Annotated in this window: 21 protein-coding genes and 1 tRNA gene; 10 read left to right on the top strand and 12 right to left on the bottom strand. The window is 57.9% G+C overall.

Going from position 1 to position 16424, the window contains the following annotated elements; genetic code table 11:
* The first annotated feature begins 22 nt into the window (after window positions 1-22).
* The 4 genes from HU755_RS10085 (at window position 23) to HU755_RS10070 (ending at window position 2235) form a co-directional block, all read left to right on the top strand.
* The gene (locus tag HU755_RS10085; protein ID WP_186619422.1) at window positions 23-769 is read left to right on the top strand and encodes a 2OG-Fe dioxygenase family protein; all 747 of its coding nucleotides are present in this window, start codon (window positions 23-25) and stop codon (window positions 767-769) included.
* A gap of 79 nt (window positions 770-848) precedes the next feature.
* A complete protein-coding gene (locus HU755_RS10080; RefSeq protein ID WP_186632263.1) occupies window positions 849-1226 on the top strand; it encodes a GNAT family N-acetyltransferase in 378 nt (125 codons plus the stop codon).
* Window positions 1223-1939 (top strand): AzlC family ABC transporter permease, encoded by a 717-nt coding sequence (locus HU755_RS10075; protein ID WP_186548495.1) that lies wholly within the window; start codon window positions 1223-1225, stop codon window positions 1937-1939. Before HU755_RS10080 ends, HU755_RS10075 begins: the two co-directional genes overlap by 4 nt.
* Window positions 1918-2235: an AzlD domain-containing protein gene (locus HU755_RS10070; RefSeq protein ID WP_024011198.1), complete on the top strand. Its 318-nt coding sequence runs from the start codon at window positions 1918-1920 to the stop codon at window positions 2233-2235. The genes HU755_RS10075 and HU755_RS10070 overlap by 22 nt, the downstream gene beginning before the upstream one ends.
* Here the strand turns inward: HU755_RS10070 and HU755_RS10065 are convergent.
* Complete coding sequence (locus tag HU755_RS10065; protein WP_122611119.1) at window positions 2152-3078, bottom strand: LysR family transcriptional regulator; 927 nt, start codon at window positions 3076-3078, stop codon at window positions 2152-2154. The genes HU755_RS10070 and HU755_RS10065 overlap by 84 nt on opposite strands.
* Window positions 3079-3398: 320 nt before the next feature.
* Here HU755_RS10065 and HU755_RS10060 point away from each other — a divergent pair, with 320 nt between their 5' ends.
* Together HU755_RS10060 and HU755_RS10055 are read left to right on the top strand one after the other, a co-directional pair.
* Window positions 3399-3806: an MbcA/ParS/Xre antitoxin family protein gene (locus HU755_RS10060; protein WP_186632046.1), complete on the top strand. Its 408-nt coding sequence runs from the start codon at window positions 3399-3401 to the stop codon at window positions 3804-3806.
* On the top strand, window positions 3803-4483 hold the full coding sequence (locus HU755_RS10055) for an RES family NAD+ phosphorylase (RefSeq protein ID WP_238349973.1): 681 nt from the start codon (window positions 3803-3805) through the stop codon (window positions 4481-4483). Before HU755_RS10060 ends, HU755_RS10055 begins: the two co-directional genes overlap by 4 nt.
* A 45-nt stretch (window positions 4484-4528) precedes the next feature.
* Here the strand turns inward: HU755_RS10055 and HU755_RS10050 are convergent, their stop codons facing one another.
* Entirely contained in the window at window positions 4529-4810 is a 282-nt protein-coding gene (locus HU755_RS10050; RefSeq protein WP_186632043.1) for a DUF3077 domain-containing protein, read from the bottom strand.
* Between the two features lie 469 nt (window positions 4811-5279).
* On the opposite strand from HU755_RS10050, the gene HU755_RS10045 reads away from it, so the two are divergent.
* The 3 genes from HU755_RS10045 (at window position 5280) to HU755_RS27340 (ending at window position 6366) form a co-directional block, all read left to right on the top strand.
* On the top strand, window positions 5280-5462 hold the full coding sequence (locus HU755_RS10045) for a type II toxin-antitoxin system HicA family toxin (RefSeq protein ID WP_186632040.1): 183 nt from the start codon (window positions 5280-5282) through the stop codon (window positions 5460-5462).
* Between the two features lie 31 nt (window positions 5463-5493).
* Complete coding sequence (locus tag HU755_RS10040) at window positions 5494-5919, top strand: type II toxin-antitoxin system HicB family antitoxin (protein ID WP_186548485.1); 426 nt, start codon at window positions 5494-5496, stop codon at window positions 5917-5919.
* 222 nt (window positions 5920-6141) lie between these two features.
* Window positions 6142-6366, top strand: coding sequence for a hypothetical protein (locus HU755_RS27340; RefSeq protein ID WP_189664013.1), 225 nt, complete (start codon window positions 6142-6144; stop codon window positions 6364-6366).
* Between the two features lie 404 nt (window positions 6367-6770).
* On the opposite strand, the gene HU755_RS10030 is transcribed toward HU755_RS27340, so the two are convergent.
* The 8 genes from HU755_RS10030 to HU755_RS09995 all read right to left on the bottom strand — a co-directional run bounded on the left by HU755_RS10030 (window position 6771) and on the right by HU755_RS09995 (window position 13281).
* On the bottom strand, window positions 6771-7586 hold the full coding sequence (locus tag HU755_RS10030; RefSeq protein WP_186632037.1) for a hypothetical protein: 816 nt from the start codon (window positions 7584-7586) through the stop codon (window positions 6771-6773).
* 153 nt (window positions 7587-7739) lie between these two features.
* Window positions 7740-7815 (bottom strand) — tRNA-Thr (locus HU755_RS10025).
* A gap of 75 nt (window positions 7816-7890) precedes the next feature.
* A complete protein-coding gene (locus tag HU755_RS10020) occupies window positions 7891-8724 on the bottom strand; it encodes an FkbM family methyltransferase (RefSeq protein WP_186632034.1) in 834 nt (277 codons plus the stop codon).
* A 344-nt stretch (window positions 8725-9068) separates the two neighbouring features.
* Window positions 9069-10304: a methyltransferase gene (locus tag HU755_RS10015; RefSeq protein ID WP_186632031.1), complete on the bottom strand. Its 1236-nt coding sequence runs from the start codon at window positions 10302-10304 to the stop codon at window positions 9069-9071.
* Window positions 10285-10974 carry an ABC transporter permease gene (locus HU755_RS10010; RefSeq protein WP_186632027.1) on the bottom strand — a complete coding sequence of 230 codons (690 nt, stop codon included), beginning with the start codon at window positions 10972-10974 and terminating at the stop codon, window positions 10285-10287. The genes HU755_RS10015 and HU755_RS10010 overlap by 20 nt, the downstream gene beginning before the upstream one ends.
* Complete coding sequence (locus HU755_RS10005; protein ID WP_186548469.1) at window positions 10971-11666, bottom strand: ABC transporter permease; 696 nt, start codon at window positions 11664-11666, stop codon at window positions 10971-10973. The genes HU755_RS10010 and HU755_RS10005 overlap by 4 nt, the downstream gene beginning before the upstream one ends.
* 78 nt (window positions 11667-11744) lie before the next feature.
* Window positions 11745-12494, bottom strand: coding sequence for an ABC transporter substrate-binding protein (locus tag HU755_RS10000; protein ID WP_186632024.1), 750 nt, complete (start codon window positions 12492-12494; stop codon window positions 11745-11747).
* Window positions 12495-12507: 13 nt separating this feature from the next.
* Window positions 12508-13281 (bottom strand): ABC transporter ATP-binding protein, encoded by a 774-nt coding sequence (locus HU755_RS09995; protein ID WP_025110949.1) that lies wholly within the window; start codon window positions 13279-13281, stop codon window positions 12508-12510.
* Between the two features lie 554 nt (window positions 13282-13835).
* Here HU755_RS09995 and gabP point away from each other — a divergent pair.
* Window positions 13836-15227 carry a GABA permease gene (gabP, locus tag HU755_RS09990; RefSeq protein WP_186632021.1) on the top strand — a complete coding sequence of 464 codons (1392 nt, stop codon included), beginning with the start codon at window positions 13836-13838 and terminating at the stop codon, window positions 15225-15227.
* A gap of 303 nt (window positions 15228-15530) precedes the next feature.
* On the opposite strand, the gene HU755_RS09985 is transcribed toward gabP, so the two are convergent.
* Both HU755_RS09985 and HU755_RS09980 read right to left on the bottom strand, forming a co-directional pair.
* Window positions 15531-15983, bottom strand: coding sequence for a hypothetical protein (locus HU755_RS09985; protein ID WP_186632018.1), 453 nt, complete (start codon window positions 15981-15983; stop codon window positions 15531-15533).
* A 6-nt stretch (window positions 15984-15989) separates the two neighbouring features.
* The gene (locus tag HU755_RS09980) at window positions 15990-16403 is read right to left on the bottom strand and encodes a hypothetical protein (protein ID WP_186548459.1); all 414 of its coding nucleotides are present in this window, start codon (window positions 16401-16403) and stop codon (window positions 15990-15992) included.
* Window positions 16404-16424 lie beyond the last annotated feature (21 nt).

Here is a 16424-nt window from a genome sequence, read left to right as displayed (position 1 = left end):
CAACGCAGCGGAGATTTGGGTAATGATCGTTTTAAACAGAGAAGTGGGCGAATCGCTACGGCGCGACAAGTTTGTCAACGTCCAGGGTGGTGACTTCAATCTCTACGGTCATTTCGCCGACTTTGTCAGACTGACCAAAAGTTGGGAGAACATGGAGCCAGACAGTTATTACGGTCAGGCCGACGCGGGTATGCGTTACCGTCGTTACAGCGACTTCGAGTACAACCCGAAGACGCGTGAACTCAAGCAACTCGAACATCGCGCCTACGTGCAGTCGAAAGAGCACAACGCCTATGTTGGCGGCGTGGTACGGCACTTTCAGGACTTCTCCGAGGAAGTGCTGACTTCACCGGTGATGCGCAGCCTGATCGACACCGATTTCGAGGTGTACAAAAGCGTGTTGCCGGAAGAACTGCACGACGAAATCTGGCAGTGCCAGATTCATCAGATCCGCATCGAAATCAAACCCGGCAAGCAGCTAGAAATTACCCCTGAAGGCATTCACTGCGACGGCTATCCGTTCAGCGGCGTGCACTTTTGGGGACGCAACAATGTCGAGGGTGCGGAGAGTCGTTTGTACGACATCCACGAGCATCAACTGGCGGCGACTACGTACGAGGAAATTCTCGATACCACCTACTTCCTCGACCGCGACATGCGCCACTATGTGACCCCGGCGCGCAACACCCATACCCATGCCATGGCGTATCGGCAGATTCTGGCGATTTCTTTCTCGCGGCCCGGGACCGCTTTCGACATTGTTCGCTAATCAGATCACCCCAATCGACGGCGTCGAATGCTCGACGCCGGTGGTGCTGCGCCGCGCCACGGCCAAGGATGCACAGCGCATGGAGCGTTTCTTCCGGCAGTTCGACGAAGTGTCGTTCTGCGAATGGCAAGACGCCAAATGCCTGCGCGGCGTACTGATCCAGAAAACCACCACGGCTTACCTCGCCTTCGACGTCACCGGCGAGATCGTCGGCGCGGTGCTTGGTGGCATGCTCGGCAGCCGCGGCACGATCAATCATCTGGCCGTCAGCCCGCGCTATCGCAGCCAGGGCGTGGGGCAGCGCCTGGTTGAAGCGGCGTCGTCGGACATGAAACGGGTCGGCGTGCTGCGGATGTTTCTGTTCGTCGACGATGCTAACCTCGCGGGCAAGCGATTCTGGACCGCCCAGGGTTTTTGCGAGCCCCATGGCGAACGGACATTTGAGAGGGACCTATGAATGAAACGTCCGGCAGTGCGCCGCTGATGGCTGCTGATCAGCCGTCGCGCACGTTTGCCGAAGCCAGTCCGGTGGTCGCCGGGTATTTCACCGTGTCATTCGTGTTCGGGCTGATGGCCGTCAACGCCGGGTTGCCGATGTGGCTGCCCGTGGCGATGTGCCTGTTCGTTTATGCCGGTGCTTCACAGTTCGCCGCGCTGGCGCTGATCTCCAGCGGCGCGTCGCTGACTACCATCGTGCTGACCACGTTTCTGATCAACGCGCGCCATATGCTGATGTCGGTGTACATGGCCAAGGCCCTGCGTGCACTGGGTTTGAGTCGTATGGAGCGCTGGTGCTACGCCAGTGGCCTGACCGATGAGTCCTTTGCGTTTCACAGCGTAAAGCTCGGCAGCGGTGCGCCGGTGAACGTGCGCTACCTGATCGGCTTCAACCTGTTCTGCCACACCTCGTGGGTACTCGGCGGCTTGCTCGGTGCGGTGTGCGCGCAGTACGCGGCGCACCTGATCAAATATCAGCTCGACTACGCGCTGACGGCGATGATGCTCTACGTACTGGTCTCGCTGTGCAATACGCGCAACAAACTCATCGCGGCCGCTGCTGCCGTGGTGTGCATGGGGGTGCTGAGCCTGATCGGCAGTTCGCCATTCAACGTATTCATCGCCACGTTTGTGGGCTGCGGAGTGGGTGTATGCCTGACCAAACGTTCCTGATTCTGGTGGTCGTGCTGATGATGGCCGTGACCTTTCTGCCACGCGCCTTGCCGCTGCAAATCAACACCGAGCACTGGCCGCCGTTCGTGGCGCGGGCGCTGGAATATTTGCCGGTGGCGATCGTCGCTGCGATCAGCCTCACGCCCTTGTTGATCAAGGACCGGCAGATCCAGCTCGATCGCCCGGAATTCTATGCCGCGATTCCGACGTTGTTATGTGCGTATTTCAGCAAAAACCTCTTTCTCAGTGTGGCGGTGGGGACGGCTGCGTACATTGCGCTCGGCTCGTTCATGTAGTGGCAAATCGACGACATCGTTCAACGCCTGGTGCGACAACTCCGGATTGTTTACCGCCAGGCGCACTTCGAGGAAATCCTCGAATCCGGGGAAAATTGTCAGGCCGTTTTTCTGCGCCGCTTCGCGCGAAACCATGCCGACCGCATCCATCTGGGTGATCAGCGACAGCGTCAGGGTTTCGCTGCACGAATAGACCATGCGCTGGCCGTTCTCGTGATTGCCCAGCCCGGCGTCGAGAAAACGCAAAAAGCTGTGGGAATATGGACAATCTTCCGCAGGACGCACCTGAAACTTATTGCCCAGCAGCGTCAGCGGATCGTTTTCCTGGCCGCAATGCGCGCCCACCACCTGCACCTGTACCTCCGGCAGAACGATGCTCGGCAGCCCCGGCCGCTGCGGGCCGATCAGCACGGCGAGGTCAAAATCCTCGTTCTTCAGCTTGCTGAGGTTTTCCATCGACTCGGCGTAGCTGAATTCCATCTGGTAATCGGGAAACACCTCGATCAGACGTCCGATCATGCGCCGGTTGAAGTCAGGCGACAGCGTGTTGTTCAACGCCACCTTCAACGTGCGCTGGCCCGGCACCTTCAGCGCTTCGACTTTCTCTTCCATCTGCCGCGTGGCAATCAGCACTTTATCGATGTAAGGCGTCAGCTCCGTGCCTTGCGGCGTCAGCGTCAGGCCCTTGTTGGAACGCCGAAACAAGCGGAAACCGAACTGCTCTTCGACCTTGTTCAATTGCGCGGCCAACGCCTGCACCGTCAGGCACGAATGCTCGGCTGCGGCCGACAACGAGCCGGTCTGCACGATGCGCATCAGGTTACGTAAGGTTCTGCTATCCATGGGTAATGCCCTCTGAAGTGGGCTGGGTATTGTTGTTTACGGGGCGACCGGTCCGGCGCCTATGCCGGCTATATTCCTGCACCTGAGCATAGTTGTCGCGGATTTAGTAGCGAATTGATTTCCCCGCCGATGGCTGGAGGCTGACAGAAGATTGGGGTTTTTGCTGGGGTGCGGGTGATGAGGGTCAAAAAATAGCTACGGTTTCGACAACACGGACGGCTTGGTTTAAGCAGGGCTTAAATCCACTTATGTACTAATCTTGGATTTAGATACATATCTGTACTACGCTGCGAGCATCGATAAATCTAAGGAGGCGGCAAATGCCATCTTCATCCCCCGCTTTACAACCACGCGAACAACTCGATGCCCCCGAAGCCGGTCGCGTTGCGCTGAAGTTCTTCTTCAGCCTCATGGAACACTGGGGCTGCAACGCCGAGCAACAGCGCACCCTGCTCGGTGGCGTCGGCAACACCACGTTCTACAAATATAAACACCTGCCAAACATACGTCTGCCCCATGACACCCTTGAGCGCATCTCGTATCTGATGGGCATTCACAAGGCGTTGAGCATCATCTTCAGCAACAGTCGCGAGCGCGCTTACGCCTGGGTCAGCAGCCCGAACACGGCAGCACCATTCAATGGCCAAACCGCACTGGATTACATGCTGGCGGGGAGGGTGGTCGACATCGCCGATGTGCGCCGCTACCTCGACGGAGTCCGCGGTTGAAAGCGCCAGCGCTGGTCGATGTGCCATGGCCGCGCGCCTATCGCATCGTCAACAGCAGCTTTCCGCCGATTGCGCTGTTCGAAGACGTACTCGACCCCGAAGACCTCGAAGTCGCCTACGCCATCGAGGCGCTGACCAATGATCGCCTGATCGAACAGGCCGGCGTACTCGCCCGCGTACGTCCCGAAGACCGCCTGTCAGGCCCCGGCACCAGCCCTGTGATGGCCGCGTTCACCCACGTCGGCAAACGCAGCCGCTTCAGCGACGGCACCTTCGGCGTCTACTACGCCGCCAGCAGCCAGGCAGCCGCCATCGCCGAAACCTGTTTCCATCAGGAGCGTTTTCTTGCTGCGACTCAGGAAGCCGACCTTGAATTGACCATGCGCACTTACATCAATCAGGTGGTCAAGCCGTTGCATGATGTTCGCCACGGCTTCGAACATTTGCATCAACCCGATCCCGAAGCATACGGACCATCACAGGTGTTCGCGCGGCAACTGCGCGATACCGAATCCTGGGGGCTGCTCTATAACAGCGTGCGATTGCCCGGCCAGGAATGCGTTGCTGCGTTTCGGCCGCCTGCCGTGTCGATTCCGAAACAGGGCAAGCATCTGCGCTATGTGTGGAGTGCGATTCAGCAGAAGATTTCGTTTGTGTTTGAGGTGAGTCAGGTCTGAAACGCAAAAAGCCCTCGCATCAACGAGGGCTTCATACGCCGTGATTTACATCAACGGCTTGTCTGGCGGCGCGTCCATCACTTTCACCACATCATCGATCAGCGCCTTGCTTAACTCTTGCAGATATTGAGAGGCGTATGCGTGAAGGTCAGGGTCGCTAGAGACTGTGGAGTCAGCGGTCAGTAGCTTGGAGATGTGAAGCAAGTGTGAGGCGTGCGAGAGGGCGGCGATCACTGGCACACCGCGGTTGGTGCGGAACATCGCTATATTGGATTGGAAGGAGAAGTGCGTGAGGCTTGGGGTTTTCAGATCCGGATAATTGGTCATTTCGCTTCACCTGATATTCGACAAGAGGTGGGAAGTGACGGGCATCGCTGACAGGCGGATTGCGGATGGATCAATGGCATTCATTTGTGAACTCCCTGTATCAAATGAGAGCCGCCATTTTCGTTCTCAGGCGAAAGGGTGGCAGCTATGCGCAGGCTGAGAAACCGGAGATACAGGAACCCGGCAGACCCGAAGGTCTCCCACGCAAAGCCGCCATTACACGTGAATGCAGACACAAAAAAGCGCCGGCAATCGTGGGTTGGGGCGCTGGTGCGCCTGGATCTTACCCGGGTTATCAGGCCCGGTCGCTGAATTGGCAGCGACGGGTTTGACGGTAGCTTGAGAAGATCGAGCGCACAATCGTGGCCGAGTGCTGGCCTTGAGCGTTTCAGTTGCGCATGCAACACTTGTGTTGCATGTGCACCAAATATGTTGCAATTTCGCTCTACCGAAACAGCGAGTGATGCACATGAAGTACAGCGAGTTTCGGCGATGGTTGAAAGCCCAAGGCGTTGAGTTCCAAGCCGGCAACGGCAGCCACTTCAAGGTCTCCTTGAATGGCAAATCAACTGTGTTTCCCGACCACGGAGCCAAGGAAATGGGCGAAGGATTGAGAAAAACGATAATCAAACAGTTGGGCCTCAAGGACTGAGGCTCAGCTGTACCCCATGAGAGGAAGCGTGATGTTCGAATATGCCTTGGAAGTTCACGAAGAGCCGGGCAGCGTCTGGCTGACTTGCGCGGCGATTCCAGAGATGCACGCCGTCGGCGATACCCTCGGGGAGGCATTGGATACCGCCATTGACGCGATTGAGACAGCATTCTCCATCTATGCGGATGACCGCCGGATGATTCCTACTGGTCATTCAGGAGACCAGGAGAACGATATCGTGTTGCGTCTTCCTGCTCTGACTGCCGCGAAGGTTGCGTTGTGGAATACGCTTTTGGAATCAGGTTTAAGCAAGGCCGAATTGGCGCGTCGTCTCGGCGTGCAACGGCCGCAGGTCGATCGGCTGGTCGATTTCCTGCACCACTCCAAGATCGAGAATGTTGAGCGAGCGCTGCAGCAGCTCGGGCGGCGGATTTCGCTTTCGGTTGAGGCTGCGTAGGTTCAGCGCCGAGCGTTGGAAAAACAGCGCCGTAGCCCTTAACGTTAGAAAGTATGTTCGGGGCGGGCTCGATGTTTTTACAGCAGGCTTGCCGAAGGCTCAATTTGGTTGCTGGTTGCTGGTTGCTGGTTGCTGGTTGCTGGTTGCTGGTTGCTAGTACGAAGGCGGAGTTCTGTTATCTGCCTGCGACCGTCCTTGAAAAATTGAAGGAGCAAAGCACTGGTGAATACTGAGATGGAGCAATTTCAGTGGGATTTGTTGGAATCTGTACGCCAAATGAAGGCTCGCAACGCTGCTCGTATTACCGGAGGGAAATTCTCGCCAGCCGCTGAAGCACCGGCCATGGAGGACGAGATAAGCGGATATTTTCGTAGGTCACGACTTTCTCTAGCTTTTCTTAAACACCAGAACGAGGAATCAGCGATGGTCGATGAGTTAAGGAGGTGAGGCCGCGCGCAACCTACGCGCCGGTCTCTGCGGCGGAAGGACCGAGCGTCCAGGCATCAAGCACTCTTGGACCAAGAAGCTGGGTTTCCCTTGACTCTGCCAGCTCTGGGCGCTGAAAAAATGCACCCTCGTGCAATTACAACTTTTTATGGGCACACCAGAATTATTGCCAGTTCATAATTTGGCATAAAAACGGAGATTTTATCCTTTGGGCAAAAGCATTACCTTTTGGGAGAATGCGTCTGGCATCGACATCTGAGGGAAAAGGGCTGATATTTTTAATGAAGCTGAAACGCGGTCAAAATATAAGCCAGAAACAACAAACCGCCTGCATTTCTGAGGGGTTTCGTTTTATATGGTGCGGCACCAAGAGTCGACCCCGGAACCTACTGATAGACACGTTGTTATTGCTCACTTTCTGGAATCGCTAGGCCCTTGGGGTATTTTTTTCTAAAAAAGTAGATTACCCCGCTACCAGAAAAGATATAAATCGCTGCCATCAGGAATACTGTGGCCTGACTGGTCAATCCGAGTGTCACTAGCATCTCAGCCTTTTCAGGTGCCACGACGCCTGCAACAGCAATTACAACGCCCATCAAAATACTCACGCCTCCAATAAAGTTCATTGGCATTGGCGCATTAAAAGGAAGCTTGAAAGTTTTTGGTGATGTACGGCCCAAATTACGAATTCCTCGCGGAATGCCGAGAATTGTGCCGGACGCGGCGATAGAGCTAACGGAAGACGTATGCAGTATTTCGATGGTTGCGCCATCAGCCACGTCCAAAAAAGCGAAGTCAAGGATAGCGGTATTGGGACGCTGAGGGTCTTCAGCGATCGAAAATTCAATAGCCGGTCTAGAGCTTCTCTGCACGGTGATCGCCAAGATTCTACCGTCATTGCCGATTACGAGGCGAGGTCGATCAGCAGGGGCCAGATGGTCACGTGTGATTGGTAGCTGGCCCGAATTCCAAAGATAGATAGTGGATCGAGTTAGGCGAGGGATATTACTGTTTTGGTACTGAACAGTAATGTCGTTGGGAAGGCTGCCAGTCGATGAACCCAGCAAGCGCTCACCCATGAATGTATAGGACAGTGCTTTCTTTTTTCGGCTAAGAACATACGTAATGATTGCGATGACAACGCCAATCAATCCAATGAATGACCCCACCCAACCGGGCGCCAACGCTGATTGAGCTTGATCAATCAATTGTCCAAACATACGCACACTCCATGAGCCCGCAGCCATCGATGTCGACGCTGCTGTTTGTTTCTGAGTCTTTGATCAACGAAGCCCTATCAGCGCTTGTTACGCCGCTTGTTACGTCTAGCGCACAAACAAAGGGCCCGCATTGCTGCGAGCCCTTGTTTTGTATGGTGCCGGCACCAGGAGTCGAACCCGGGACCTACTGATTACAAGTCAGTTGCTCTACCAACTGAGCTATACCGGCGTGTGGGCGACGATTATAGCGATTGGGTGGATCCTGTAAACCCCTGAATTCAGACTATTTTTGTGGCCGCTGCAATCACGCTCTGCCCAGGGTGTTACGCAGCTTTTGCAGAAGGCGCACGGTGCGGCTGTTTTGCAGTGCGTGCAGTTGCGTTTCGGCCTGTTCGGCGCGGTGCAGGGCTGCGGCGAGTTGTCGGGCGGTGTCGGGTTCGTCGGGGGTTAGCGGATGGGCGAGGGCGTGGCCGCGGCAGAGGTGGAAGTTGTCGAGGTTGCAGGGTGGAATGTCGAAGGCGGGTTTGAGGTTGAGGTGTTCTTCGGCTAGGAACCAGGTATTGAGACCGTCGAACAGGATCGACTGGTAGCCGGCATCTGTGAGCAACGGCTCCCACGTGTGGTCGCGCAGCCATGGGGTTTCGATCACGATGATCCATGGGCGGAAGCGGTTCAAATCCATGCCGCGCAGGACGGTTTCTTCGTGACCTTCGACATCGATTTTTAGGAAATGGATGGGGCGGTCGGCGGCGTGTTGTTCGCAGATTGAGGTGAGCGTGCGGGCCTGGACCGTGAGCGGCTGCACGTTCATGCCAAGGTCTTTGCGTTGCTGGGCCACGGCGGGATCGGCGGTGGACAGGCCTGTGTCCGGGATGCCGTACAACGTCACTTCGCCGGGCTGGTCGCTGGCGATGCACTGCACGGTGGTGTCGCGCGGGCGTTGCTGGCAGAGCGCGTCGTAGAAATTCTGCATCGGTTCGACGTTAACGCCTTGCCAGCCGTGGTCGTAGAACGCTTTGGTGACCGAGTCGTGGCACGGGTCATTGGCGCCGACGTCGATGTAGAAGCCGTTTTCGAATTGCTTGAGCGCGCGCCAAAGGCGGACGTCTTCAAAGTTCTGTGCATAAGAGATGAACACGGTCGCTTCCTGTCGGTCGGTTTTTCTTGTTCTGGCGTGCGCGGGCGGCGCGTTCAGGCTTTGTATAGCAAGGCTGGCGGACGCTCGCAAATATTCGCTGTGCAGGCTGCGGATTCGGCGGTTATGTCGTTTCGATTGGCGGCTTATGCACAACTCGGAGGCTCGCTGGCGCGCTTAGTCCTCTTTTTGCGGAGCCGTTCTCATTTTGGGCGCAAATCCCTGTTTTGCAGGTTTTTTATTCATGTGAACAAAAAGTGACCAATGTCGATATTGCCGTGAAACAGGCGTGGATATTGGATCCAGCGAAATTTCATCAACAGAGTTATCCACAGGCTGCCGGCCGTCTATTCCCGTTCGGCGAGCAGCAGCAAGTTGCGCGGTGTGAGCGGTATTTCGCAGAAGGTGCCGAGGCGGACGTTGTAGCCCTGCTCGACAAGGAAAAGTGCTCGATCCAGGTTCAGCCAAAGCTCCAGCGGACGTCGGAAAAGTCCGCGCAGTAATTCCAGATTGCGTACTTCGGCCAGGCGCTGCCAACCGGCGGTTTCCAGTGCTGCCCAATCTGGCGAGCCGACGGTGGATAAGTTTTTCAGTGCTGCCAGATCCCGGCAGTAGTCGGCGAACGGCTTATCTAGCCACGCACTTGGCAGCGAGGGGGTAGGCAAGTACTCGTCGATGCCGCGCGATGTTCTTTGCAGCAAATCGAAGGCCAGTCGTCGGGCCATGGAGGTGTCGCGCTGGCGTCGGACCCGTGCACCGGCGGTTACGGTTTCGCTCATTGGCAAGGCCAGATCTTCCAGCGAGAGCTGTAGGACTGATCGCCGGCCCGCCGCAGATAACGCCTGATATTCGTTGCGGCTGATACGGTTGTAGCAGCACGGGGCAATCGCCATTTGTTGGCAGCCGGCCGCGCTGGCCAGTTGCATCAACCGCACGTGCAGATCGCCGCAGGCATGGAGCGCGACGGGGGTGTGGGCCGCGCTCAAGACCGCAGAAGCATACGGCGCCAGGACATCCTGCTCCACATGCAAGGCATGTAGATGATGACGCTGGCTCAATGCCTGACCGCTGGCCACCAGCGCGGAATCGAATTCAACACAGGTCAGCTGTTGCGCGCCACTCAACAAGCGCCGCCCCAGATGTCCCTTGCCCGAACACCAATCCAGCCAATGCGTCGGCTGCGCAGAAAAAGACAAGCGACTGGCAAACGCCTCGATCTGCTGCCACTTGCGTCCCGGTACATCGACATTCAAGCGATGGCCGGCGGCGTCCAGTGGATGCCCCGGCAACTCACCGACAGCACTCAGCTCGGCCGACAACCTCGCCAAAGAAGCGAACGGCTCCGGAGCGTCGATAAGATCGGCAGGATGATTATGAGCTTGCTCGGCGTCTTCCAGCGATCGCCCGCGTAGCCACGAAGACAACTCGGGGCAGGACGCTTCCCAAGCAAGCGAAGGATGAGTGAACGGTCGGGGTTTCCATAACGCCTGATGCGTCGTAAGAAAAGCATCTAGCGCGGTGAAGCGGGCGAGTAAGTCCTCGCCCGTCAGCACGTGGGAAGTTTCAGCGGCCTTGGCAGGCATCGACGCGCAGCCAGCGCTCCAGCAGCTTGAAGCCGCGCACCAGCACATAGGCCATGACCAGATAGAACACGCCCGCCGCGAAGAAAATCTCCACGGGCAGGTAAGTGCGGGCAATGATCGTGCGCGCCATCCCGGTCAGTTCGAGCAGGGTGACGGTGCTGGCCAGTGCGCTGGCCTTGAGCATCAGGATCACTTCGTTGCTGTAGGCCGGCAGGCCGATGCGCGCCGCGCGTGGCAGGATGATGTAGAACATCGCTTTGGGTCTGGACATGCCCAGAGCCCGCGCCGCTTCGATCTCGCCCGGTGGAATCGCCTGAATGGCGCCACGTAGAATCTCGGCGATATACGCCGCCGTGTGCAGCGTCATGGTCACCGTGGCGCACCAGAACGGATCGCGCAGGTATGGCCAAAGCGAGCTTTCTCGTACGGCGTCGAATTGCGCCAGGCCGTAATAGACCAGGAACAGTTGAACCAGCAGCGGCGTGCCGCGGAAAAAGAAGATGTAGGTGTAGGGCAGCGAACGCACGTACCACAGCTTCGAGGAGCGGGCGATGCCCAGCGGAATTGCCAGCAGCAGGCCGGCTATTACCGCGATGGCGACCAGTTCCAGGGTCAGGGTCGCGCCTTGTGCCAGTTTCGGCAGCCATTTGATGATGACGTCCCAGTTCATTGAGCGCTCCTCGCAAAGCCGCGGGCGGCGCGTTTTTCCAGGAAGTGCATGCCGGTCATCGCCAGCACCGTCAGGCCGAGGTACATCACCGCCGCCACCATATAGAAGGTGAACGGTTGTTTCGACACGGTCACGCCGATCTGCGCGTGACGCATGATCTCTTCCAGGCCGATCACCGACACCAGCGCGGTGTCCTTCATCAGGATCATGAACAGGTTGCCCAGGCCCGGCAGGGCGATGCGCCACATCTGCGGCATGATCAAGCGGGTGAAGATCCGCCATTTCGACAGGCCCAGGGCCTGGCCGGCCTCACGGTGGCCTTTGGGAATGGCGAGGAGCGCGCCGCGGAACACTTCCGTGGCGTAGGCGCCGAAGCACAGGCCCAGTGCGATCACTCCGGCGGCGAAGGCGTTGAGTTGCAGGTCGGGGTTGCCGAAGTACTCGCCGAGGGCGCGCATCAGGTTGACCGTACCGAAGTAGATCAGCAGCACCCAGAGCAATTCCGGGACGCCTCGCACCAGGGTCGAATAGGTGCCGCCAAGCCATTGCAGCGGCTTGTACGGGGAGGTCTTGGCCAAGGCGCCAAGCAGGCCGAGCACCAGCCCCAGGCACAGGGCCGTGAGCGCCAGCTGGACAGTCATCAGCGCGCCGGCAGCAAGGGCCGGGCCGAATCCGTAGAGGTTGATAATCATGGATTTCTGTTCAAATCGCGGCAGGCAAGGTCGGGAACCGACGCCGAACGATCTCGGCGCCGGTCCCGCAGGTCAGAATCAATAGATGCTGAACGGGAAGTACTTGTCGTTGATCTTTTTGTAGGTACCGTCAGCGACGATTTCCTTCAGCGCGGCGTTCAGCTTCTCGCGCAGTGGGTCACCCTTGCGCACGGCGATGCCGATCTTGTCGCTTTCCACGACCGGGTCGCCCTTGAACTCGTAGTTCTTGCCGGCGTCGGTTTTCAGCCAGTCATAGTTGGCGTACTTGTCGGCGAGGATGGCGTCGACACGGCCGGAGGTCAGGTCGAGGTAAGCGTTTTCCTGACCGTCATAGAGCTTGAGATCGATGTCCGAGCCATAGGTGTCTTCAAGCCAGGTAGCGGCGAGCGTGGAGCGCTGTGTACCGATGACCTTGCCTTTAAGCGAGTCTTTGTCGATTTTGAAGTCGACATTTTTCGGCGCGATGAATTGCAGCTTGTTCGAGTAGTACGGGTCGGTGAAATCAACCGCGCCCTTGCGCTCTTCGGTGATCGACAGCGAGGAGATCAGGAAGTCGAACTTCTTCGCGTTCAGGGCCGGGATGATGCCGTCCCAGTCGGACGTGACCACGGTGCATTCGGCTTTCATCTTCGCGCACAGGGCGTCGCCGATGTCTTTGTCGAAGCCGACAACCTGACCGCTGGCGTCTTTGTTGTTGAACGGCGGGTAAGCCGCTTCGATGCCCATCTTCAGGGTTTCAGCCATGGCACCGGCGCTGAACGCGAGGGTGACGGCTGCGGCCAGGAAGACTTTTTTATAGTTCTGCATGCATGTTGCTCCGTTAGCGGTTGCTGGACATGAATTGTTTGCAGCGCGCCGAAAGCGGGTTTTCGAACACCTGCTGTGGCGATCCTTGCTCTTCTACCAGGCCCTGGTGAAGGAACACCACTTCGCTGGAGACCTGACGGGCGAAGCCCATTTCGTGGGTCACGAGCAGCATGGTGCGGCCTTCTTCGGCCAATGCGCGGATGACACTAAGTACTTCCTGAACCATTTCCGGGTCAAGGGCGGAGGTGGGCTCGTCGAACAGAATCACCTTCGGCTGCATCGCCAGTGTGCGAGCGATCGCTGCGCGTTGCTGCTGACCGCCGGACAGTTGCGCCGGATAGGCGTGGCGCTTGTCCGCGATGCCGACCTTGGCCAGCAGGGCTTCGGCGACTTCAATGGCCTCGGCCTTGCTCTGGCCGAGCACGCGGCGCGGGGCTTCGATGATGTTGTCGAGCACGCTCATGTGCGGCCACAGATTAAAGTTTTGAAATACAAAACCAATCTCGGAACGCAGGCGATTGATCTGCTTGCCATCGGCTGCAACCAGTTCGCCATTTTTGGCGGCTTTGAGTTTGAGTTCTTCGCCGGCCACCAGAATCTGGCCCTGATGCGGGTTTTCCAACAGGTTGATGCAACGCAGGAACGTGGACTTGCCGGAACCGGAGGAACCGAGGATCGAGATCACATCGCCGTCGCGGGCGGTCAGCGAGATGCCTTTAAGCACCTCAAGCTGTCCGTAGCGTTTGTGCAAGTTGCGGATTTCAAGCGCGGGCGTGGCCTCAGCCATGTGCGTTCCTCATATATGTTGCGCTCCTGCTGTTGGCGGGCCTTCCTGGCGAGGCGGCCAAGCTAGCATAGCGTTTCAATGGCAGCCAACAGCGCTACGAGCGGTAAACGGGTGGCATGTGGCAGGTTGTCGCATCGGCGCAGCAGACTGTCGCCCCGTCAACAACCGAACGGGTGTTTGATCATGCAAGCCCGTGGGTGTCGCGTAAAAAAAGGCGCGATGTTGCCAGCTTTGGCGGGGTGTTGGAAGCGCTATCCGGCCGAACGTTCCTCAATTGCGCTTTTTCTGTGCATCACGCACTTTTCAGGTGTGTTTCTGGTGCGCGAATTCGCCTTGAAAGTGAGTCGCAGGGTAACGCTTTGGCGAATAGCCATTAAACACAAGGACTTGCATCGAAAGCTGAACTGCCCGCCACGCCCCCGGCATGCAGGGACTTGAAACATTTTGGCGCAATTATTGCGTGCAGAATAAGGAACAGCCCGTTGGATTCTTTTTACGAGAAGGAATTTGCAGACGGGCCGGATGCACTCGCTTTCCTTGCAAAGGTAGTTTCGATGAGCAGTATTCCAAGCTCCAACGGCCTCGAACAGGGGCTCAAACCGCGTCATGTGACCATGTTGTCGATCGCCGGTGTGATCGGCGCCGGTCTGTTCGTTGGCTCCGGCCATGCCATTGCCGCCGCCGGCCCCGCCGTGCTGCTGGCCTACGCTGCTGCCGGTACGCTAGTGGTGCTGGTGATGCGCATGCTCGGCGAAATGGCCGTGGCCTCGCCGGACACCGGCTCCTTTTCTACATACGCCGACCGCGCCATCGGCCACTGGGCCGGTTTCACTATCGGCTGGTTGTACTGGTGGTTCTGGGTCCTAGTCATTCCGCTGGAAGCCAACGCCGCCGCGACCATCCTGCATGCGTGGTTCCCGGGCGTCGATATCTGGGCCTTTGCTCTAGTCATCACGATGTTGCTGACCGTGACCAACCTGTTCAGCGTGAAAAATTACGGCGAGTTCGAGTTCTGGTTCGCCCTGATCAAAGTGCTGGCGATTATTGGCTTTATCGGCCTTGGCCTTGCGGCGATTTTCGGCTTCCTGCCGACCAGTCAGGTCAGCGGCGTGTCGCATCTGTTCGACAGCGGTGGCTTCCTGCCGAACGGCATGGGTGCTGTGCTGGGCGCGATACTGACCACCATGTTCTCGTTCATGGGCACCGAAATCGTCACCATCGCGGCGGCGGAATCGAAGAACCCGGGCAAGCAGATTTCCAAGGCGACCAACTCGGTGATCTGGCGGATCGGCCTGTTCTACCTGGTTTCGATCTTCATCGTCGTGGCGCTGGTGCCATGGAACGATCCGACACTGGCCAACCTCGGTTCCTACCAGACCGTGCTTGAGCGTATGGGCATTCCGAACGCGAAGTTGATCGTCGACATCGTGGTGCTGGTCGCGGTGACCAGTTGCCTGAACTCGGCGCTCTACACGTCTTCGCGCATGCTGTTCTCGCTCGGCAAGCGCGGCGATGCCCCGGCCATGTCGACCCGCACCAACAAAAGCGGCACGCCTTACTGGGCGGTGATGCTATCGACTGGCGCCGCGTTCCTCTGCACCTTCGCCAACTATGTCGCTCCGGCTGCGGTGTTCGAATTCCTGCTCGCCAGTTCCGGCGCCATCGCCCTGCTGGTGTATCTGGTGATCGCGTTCTCGCAACTGCGTATGCGCAAACAGCGCATGGCGCGGGGCGAGAAAATCGTCTTCAGCATGTGGCTGTTCCCAGGCCTGACCTACGCGGTGATCATCTTCATCGTCGCGGCGCTGACCATCATGCTGTTCCAGGAAGCGCACCGCGTGGAAATCCTCGCCACGGGCCTGCTGAGCCTGATGGTGGTGGCCGCCGGTCTGCTAGTGTCGCGTCGTCGCAAGCTGGAAAAGCGTGGCGCGGTGGTGTTGAACTGAGTCGTAAGGCGTGATGTGGAAACGGCCGCTGTCAGGGATGACTAGCGGCCGTTTTTGTTTGATGCGGGGATGACTATGGGTTTCAACGGATTCAGCTTTGTTCTCGCGAGCCCATAAAGTCTGAGCTGCATTTCTCTTCGTCGAACCATTCGTCCCAGGTTGTTGGCTTGGGAAGATTGTCAGCATCGTTCTGAAGGCGTGCAGCCGAGTCTTTCGTTTTCGTCAGCTGTCCCTCCTCGCATGAGTCCGTCTTTTTCACCTGACCTCCTTTTACTTGATGTCCATGAAAGTCCGGCGCAAGACTTACTCGGTTTTGGGTTCGCTATCTTCCACCGACTTCCCATAAGCATCCAGCGCCACGCCGAAATCGGTAATGAACTGCGGCTCGCTCAGCCAGGCCTGGGCTTCTTCGATGGTCATGCCATCGGCCCACATGCGGTAGTCGATCAGCATGTCGGCGGCCAGGTGGGTGGCGGCCATGCCTTCGTTGTCGGCGTTTTCCATGTCGAGCAATTCAGGGTGATCGACGATGATGAACGCCAGTTCGCGCAGCAGGGTCAGCAACATCTCGTTGCGGCTGACGGCTTCGGCGTCGCGCATTTTGCTGAACATCGCCAGGGTGTAATCGGGGATCGGCTCGGCGAGGTGGCCGAGGTCTTCGTCCTGATCCAGCGGCTTGCGCCCGACCATACGGATTTGCTTGGCTTTGGCCTTGGCGCGTTTGGCGCGTTTCTGTTGCTTGTTCAGGGATGCCATGGGAGCTCAGTTCTTCTGTTGGGTTTGTGCGGCGATCACGTCGGACGCCGCCACATAGTCGGCCTGGAAGGCCGGGGATTCGATCCATGCCAGCGCGCCGGCCTCGTCGGTTTCCTGCGACCACTGGCGATACTCGATCAACGCCGCGAGGATGAAATCCATCGCGCCTTCTTCGCCTTCCTGCTCATACACCAGCTCCAGCAGCGGGTCTTCAAGGAAAGCCGCGCACATCGCTTGTTGGCTGATCTTCTCGGCGTCGATCATTTTCTTGAACAGTTCGGTCAGGTCCACCGATTCGAAATCGATGCGGTCGTCGTTCGGGTCGAGCTCGACCGGCGCTTCGGCGCGCTTGGTGCGGTTCTGCTTGGCCTTGGCTTTGGCCCGGGTGGCACGTTTTTGCTGCTTGTTGGCGGAGGCCATGATCTGTTCCGTGGTGCGTTG

Origin of the sequence: Pseudomonas sp. SWRI111, assembly GCF_014268555.1 — a bacterium.
Classification (GTDB): domain Bacteria; phylum Pseudomonadota; class Gammaproteobacteria; order Pseudomonadales; family Pseudomonadaceae; genus Aquipseudomonas; species Aquipseudomonas hamedanensis.
Note: the sequence above shows the minus strand (reverse complement) of the source record. Positions and strands in the feature narration are given on the sequence as shown.

Bases quoted from the DNA above. Each gene is read 5' to 3' on its own strand.
- HU755_RS10085 (WP_186619422.1), top strand. From the start codon at position 23: ATGATCGTTTTAAACAGAGAAGTGGGCGAATCGCTACGGCGCGACAAG.
- HU755_RS10080 (WP_186632263.1), top strand. From the start codon at position 849: ATGGAGCGTTTCTTCCGGCAGTTCGACGAAGTGTCGTTCTGCGAATGG.
- HU755_RS10075 (WP_186548495.1), top strand. From the start codon at position 1,223: ATGAATGAAACGTCCGGCAGTGCGCCGCTGATGGCTGCTGATCAGCCG.
- HU755_RS10070 (WP_024011198.1), top strand. From the start codon at position 1,918: ATGCCTGACCAAACGTTCCTGATTCTGGTGGTCGTGCTGATGATGGCC.
- HU755_RS10065 (WP_122611119.1), bottom strand. From the start codon at position 3,078: ATGGATAGCAGAACCTTACGTAACCTGATGCGCATCGTGCAGACCGGC.
- HU755_RS10060 (WP_186632046.1), top strand. From the start codon at position 3,399: ATGCCATCTTCATCCCCCGCTTTACAACCACGCGAACAACTCGATGCC.
- HU755_RS10050 (WP_186632043.1), bottom strand. From the start codon at position 4,810: ATGACCAATTATCCGGATCTGAAAACCCCAAGCCTCACGCACTTCTCC.
- HU755_RS10045 (WP_186632040.1), top strand. From the start codon at position 5,280: ATGAAGTACAGCGAGTTTCGGCGATGGTTGAAAGCCCAAGGCGTTGAG.
- HU755_RS10040 (WP_186548485.1), top strand. From the start codon at position 5,494: ATGTTCGAATATGCCTTGGAAGTTCACGAAGAGCCGGGCAGCGTCTGG.
- HU755_RS10030 (WP_186632037.1), bottom strand. From the start codon at position 7,586: ATGTTTGGACAATTGATTGATCAAGCTCAATCAGCGTTGGCGCCCGGT.
- HU755_RS10015 (WP_186632031.1), bottom strand. From the start codon at position 10,304: ATGCCTGCCAAGGCCGCTGAAACTTCCCACGTGCTGACGGGCGAGGAC.
- HU755_RS10010 (WP_186632027.1), bottom strand. From the start codon at position 10,974: ATGAACTGGGACGTCATCATCAAATGGCTGCCGAAACTGGCACAAGGC.
- HU755_RS10005 (WP_186548469.1), bottom strand. From the start codon at position 11,666: ATGATTATCAACCTCTACGGATTCGGCCCGGCCCTTGCTGCCGGCGCG.
- HU755_RS10000 (WP_186632024.1), bottom strand. From the start codon at position 12,494: ATGCAGAACTATAAAAAAGTCTTCCTGGCCGCAGCCGTCACCCTCGCG.
- HU755_RS09995 (WP_025110949.1), bottom strand. From the start codon at position 13,281: ATGGCTGAGGCCACGCCCGCGCTTGAAATCCGCAACTTGCACAAACGC.
- gabP (WP_186632021.1), top strand. From the start codon at position 13,836: ATGAGCAGTATTCCAAGCTCCAACGGCCTCGAACAGGGGCTCAAACCG.
- HU755_RS09985 (WP_186632018.1), bottom strand. From the start codon at position 15,983: ATGGCATCCCTGAACAAGCAACAGAAACGCGCCAAACGCGCCAAGGCC.
- HU755_RS09980 (WP_186548459.1), bottom strand. From the start codon at position 16,403: ATGGCCTCCGCCAACAAGCAGCAAAAACGTGCCACCCGGGCCAAAGCC.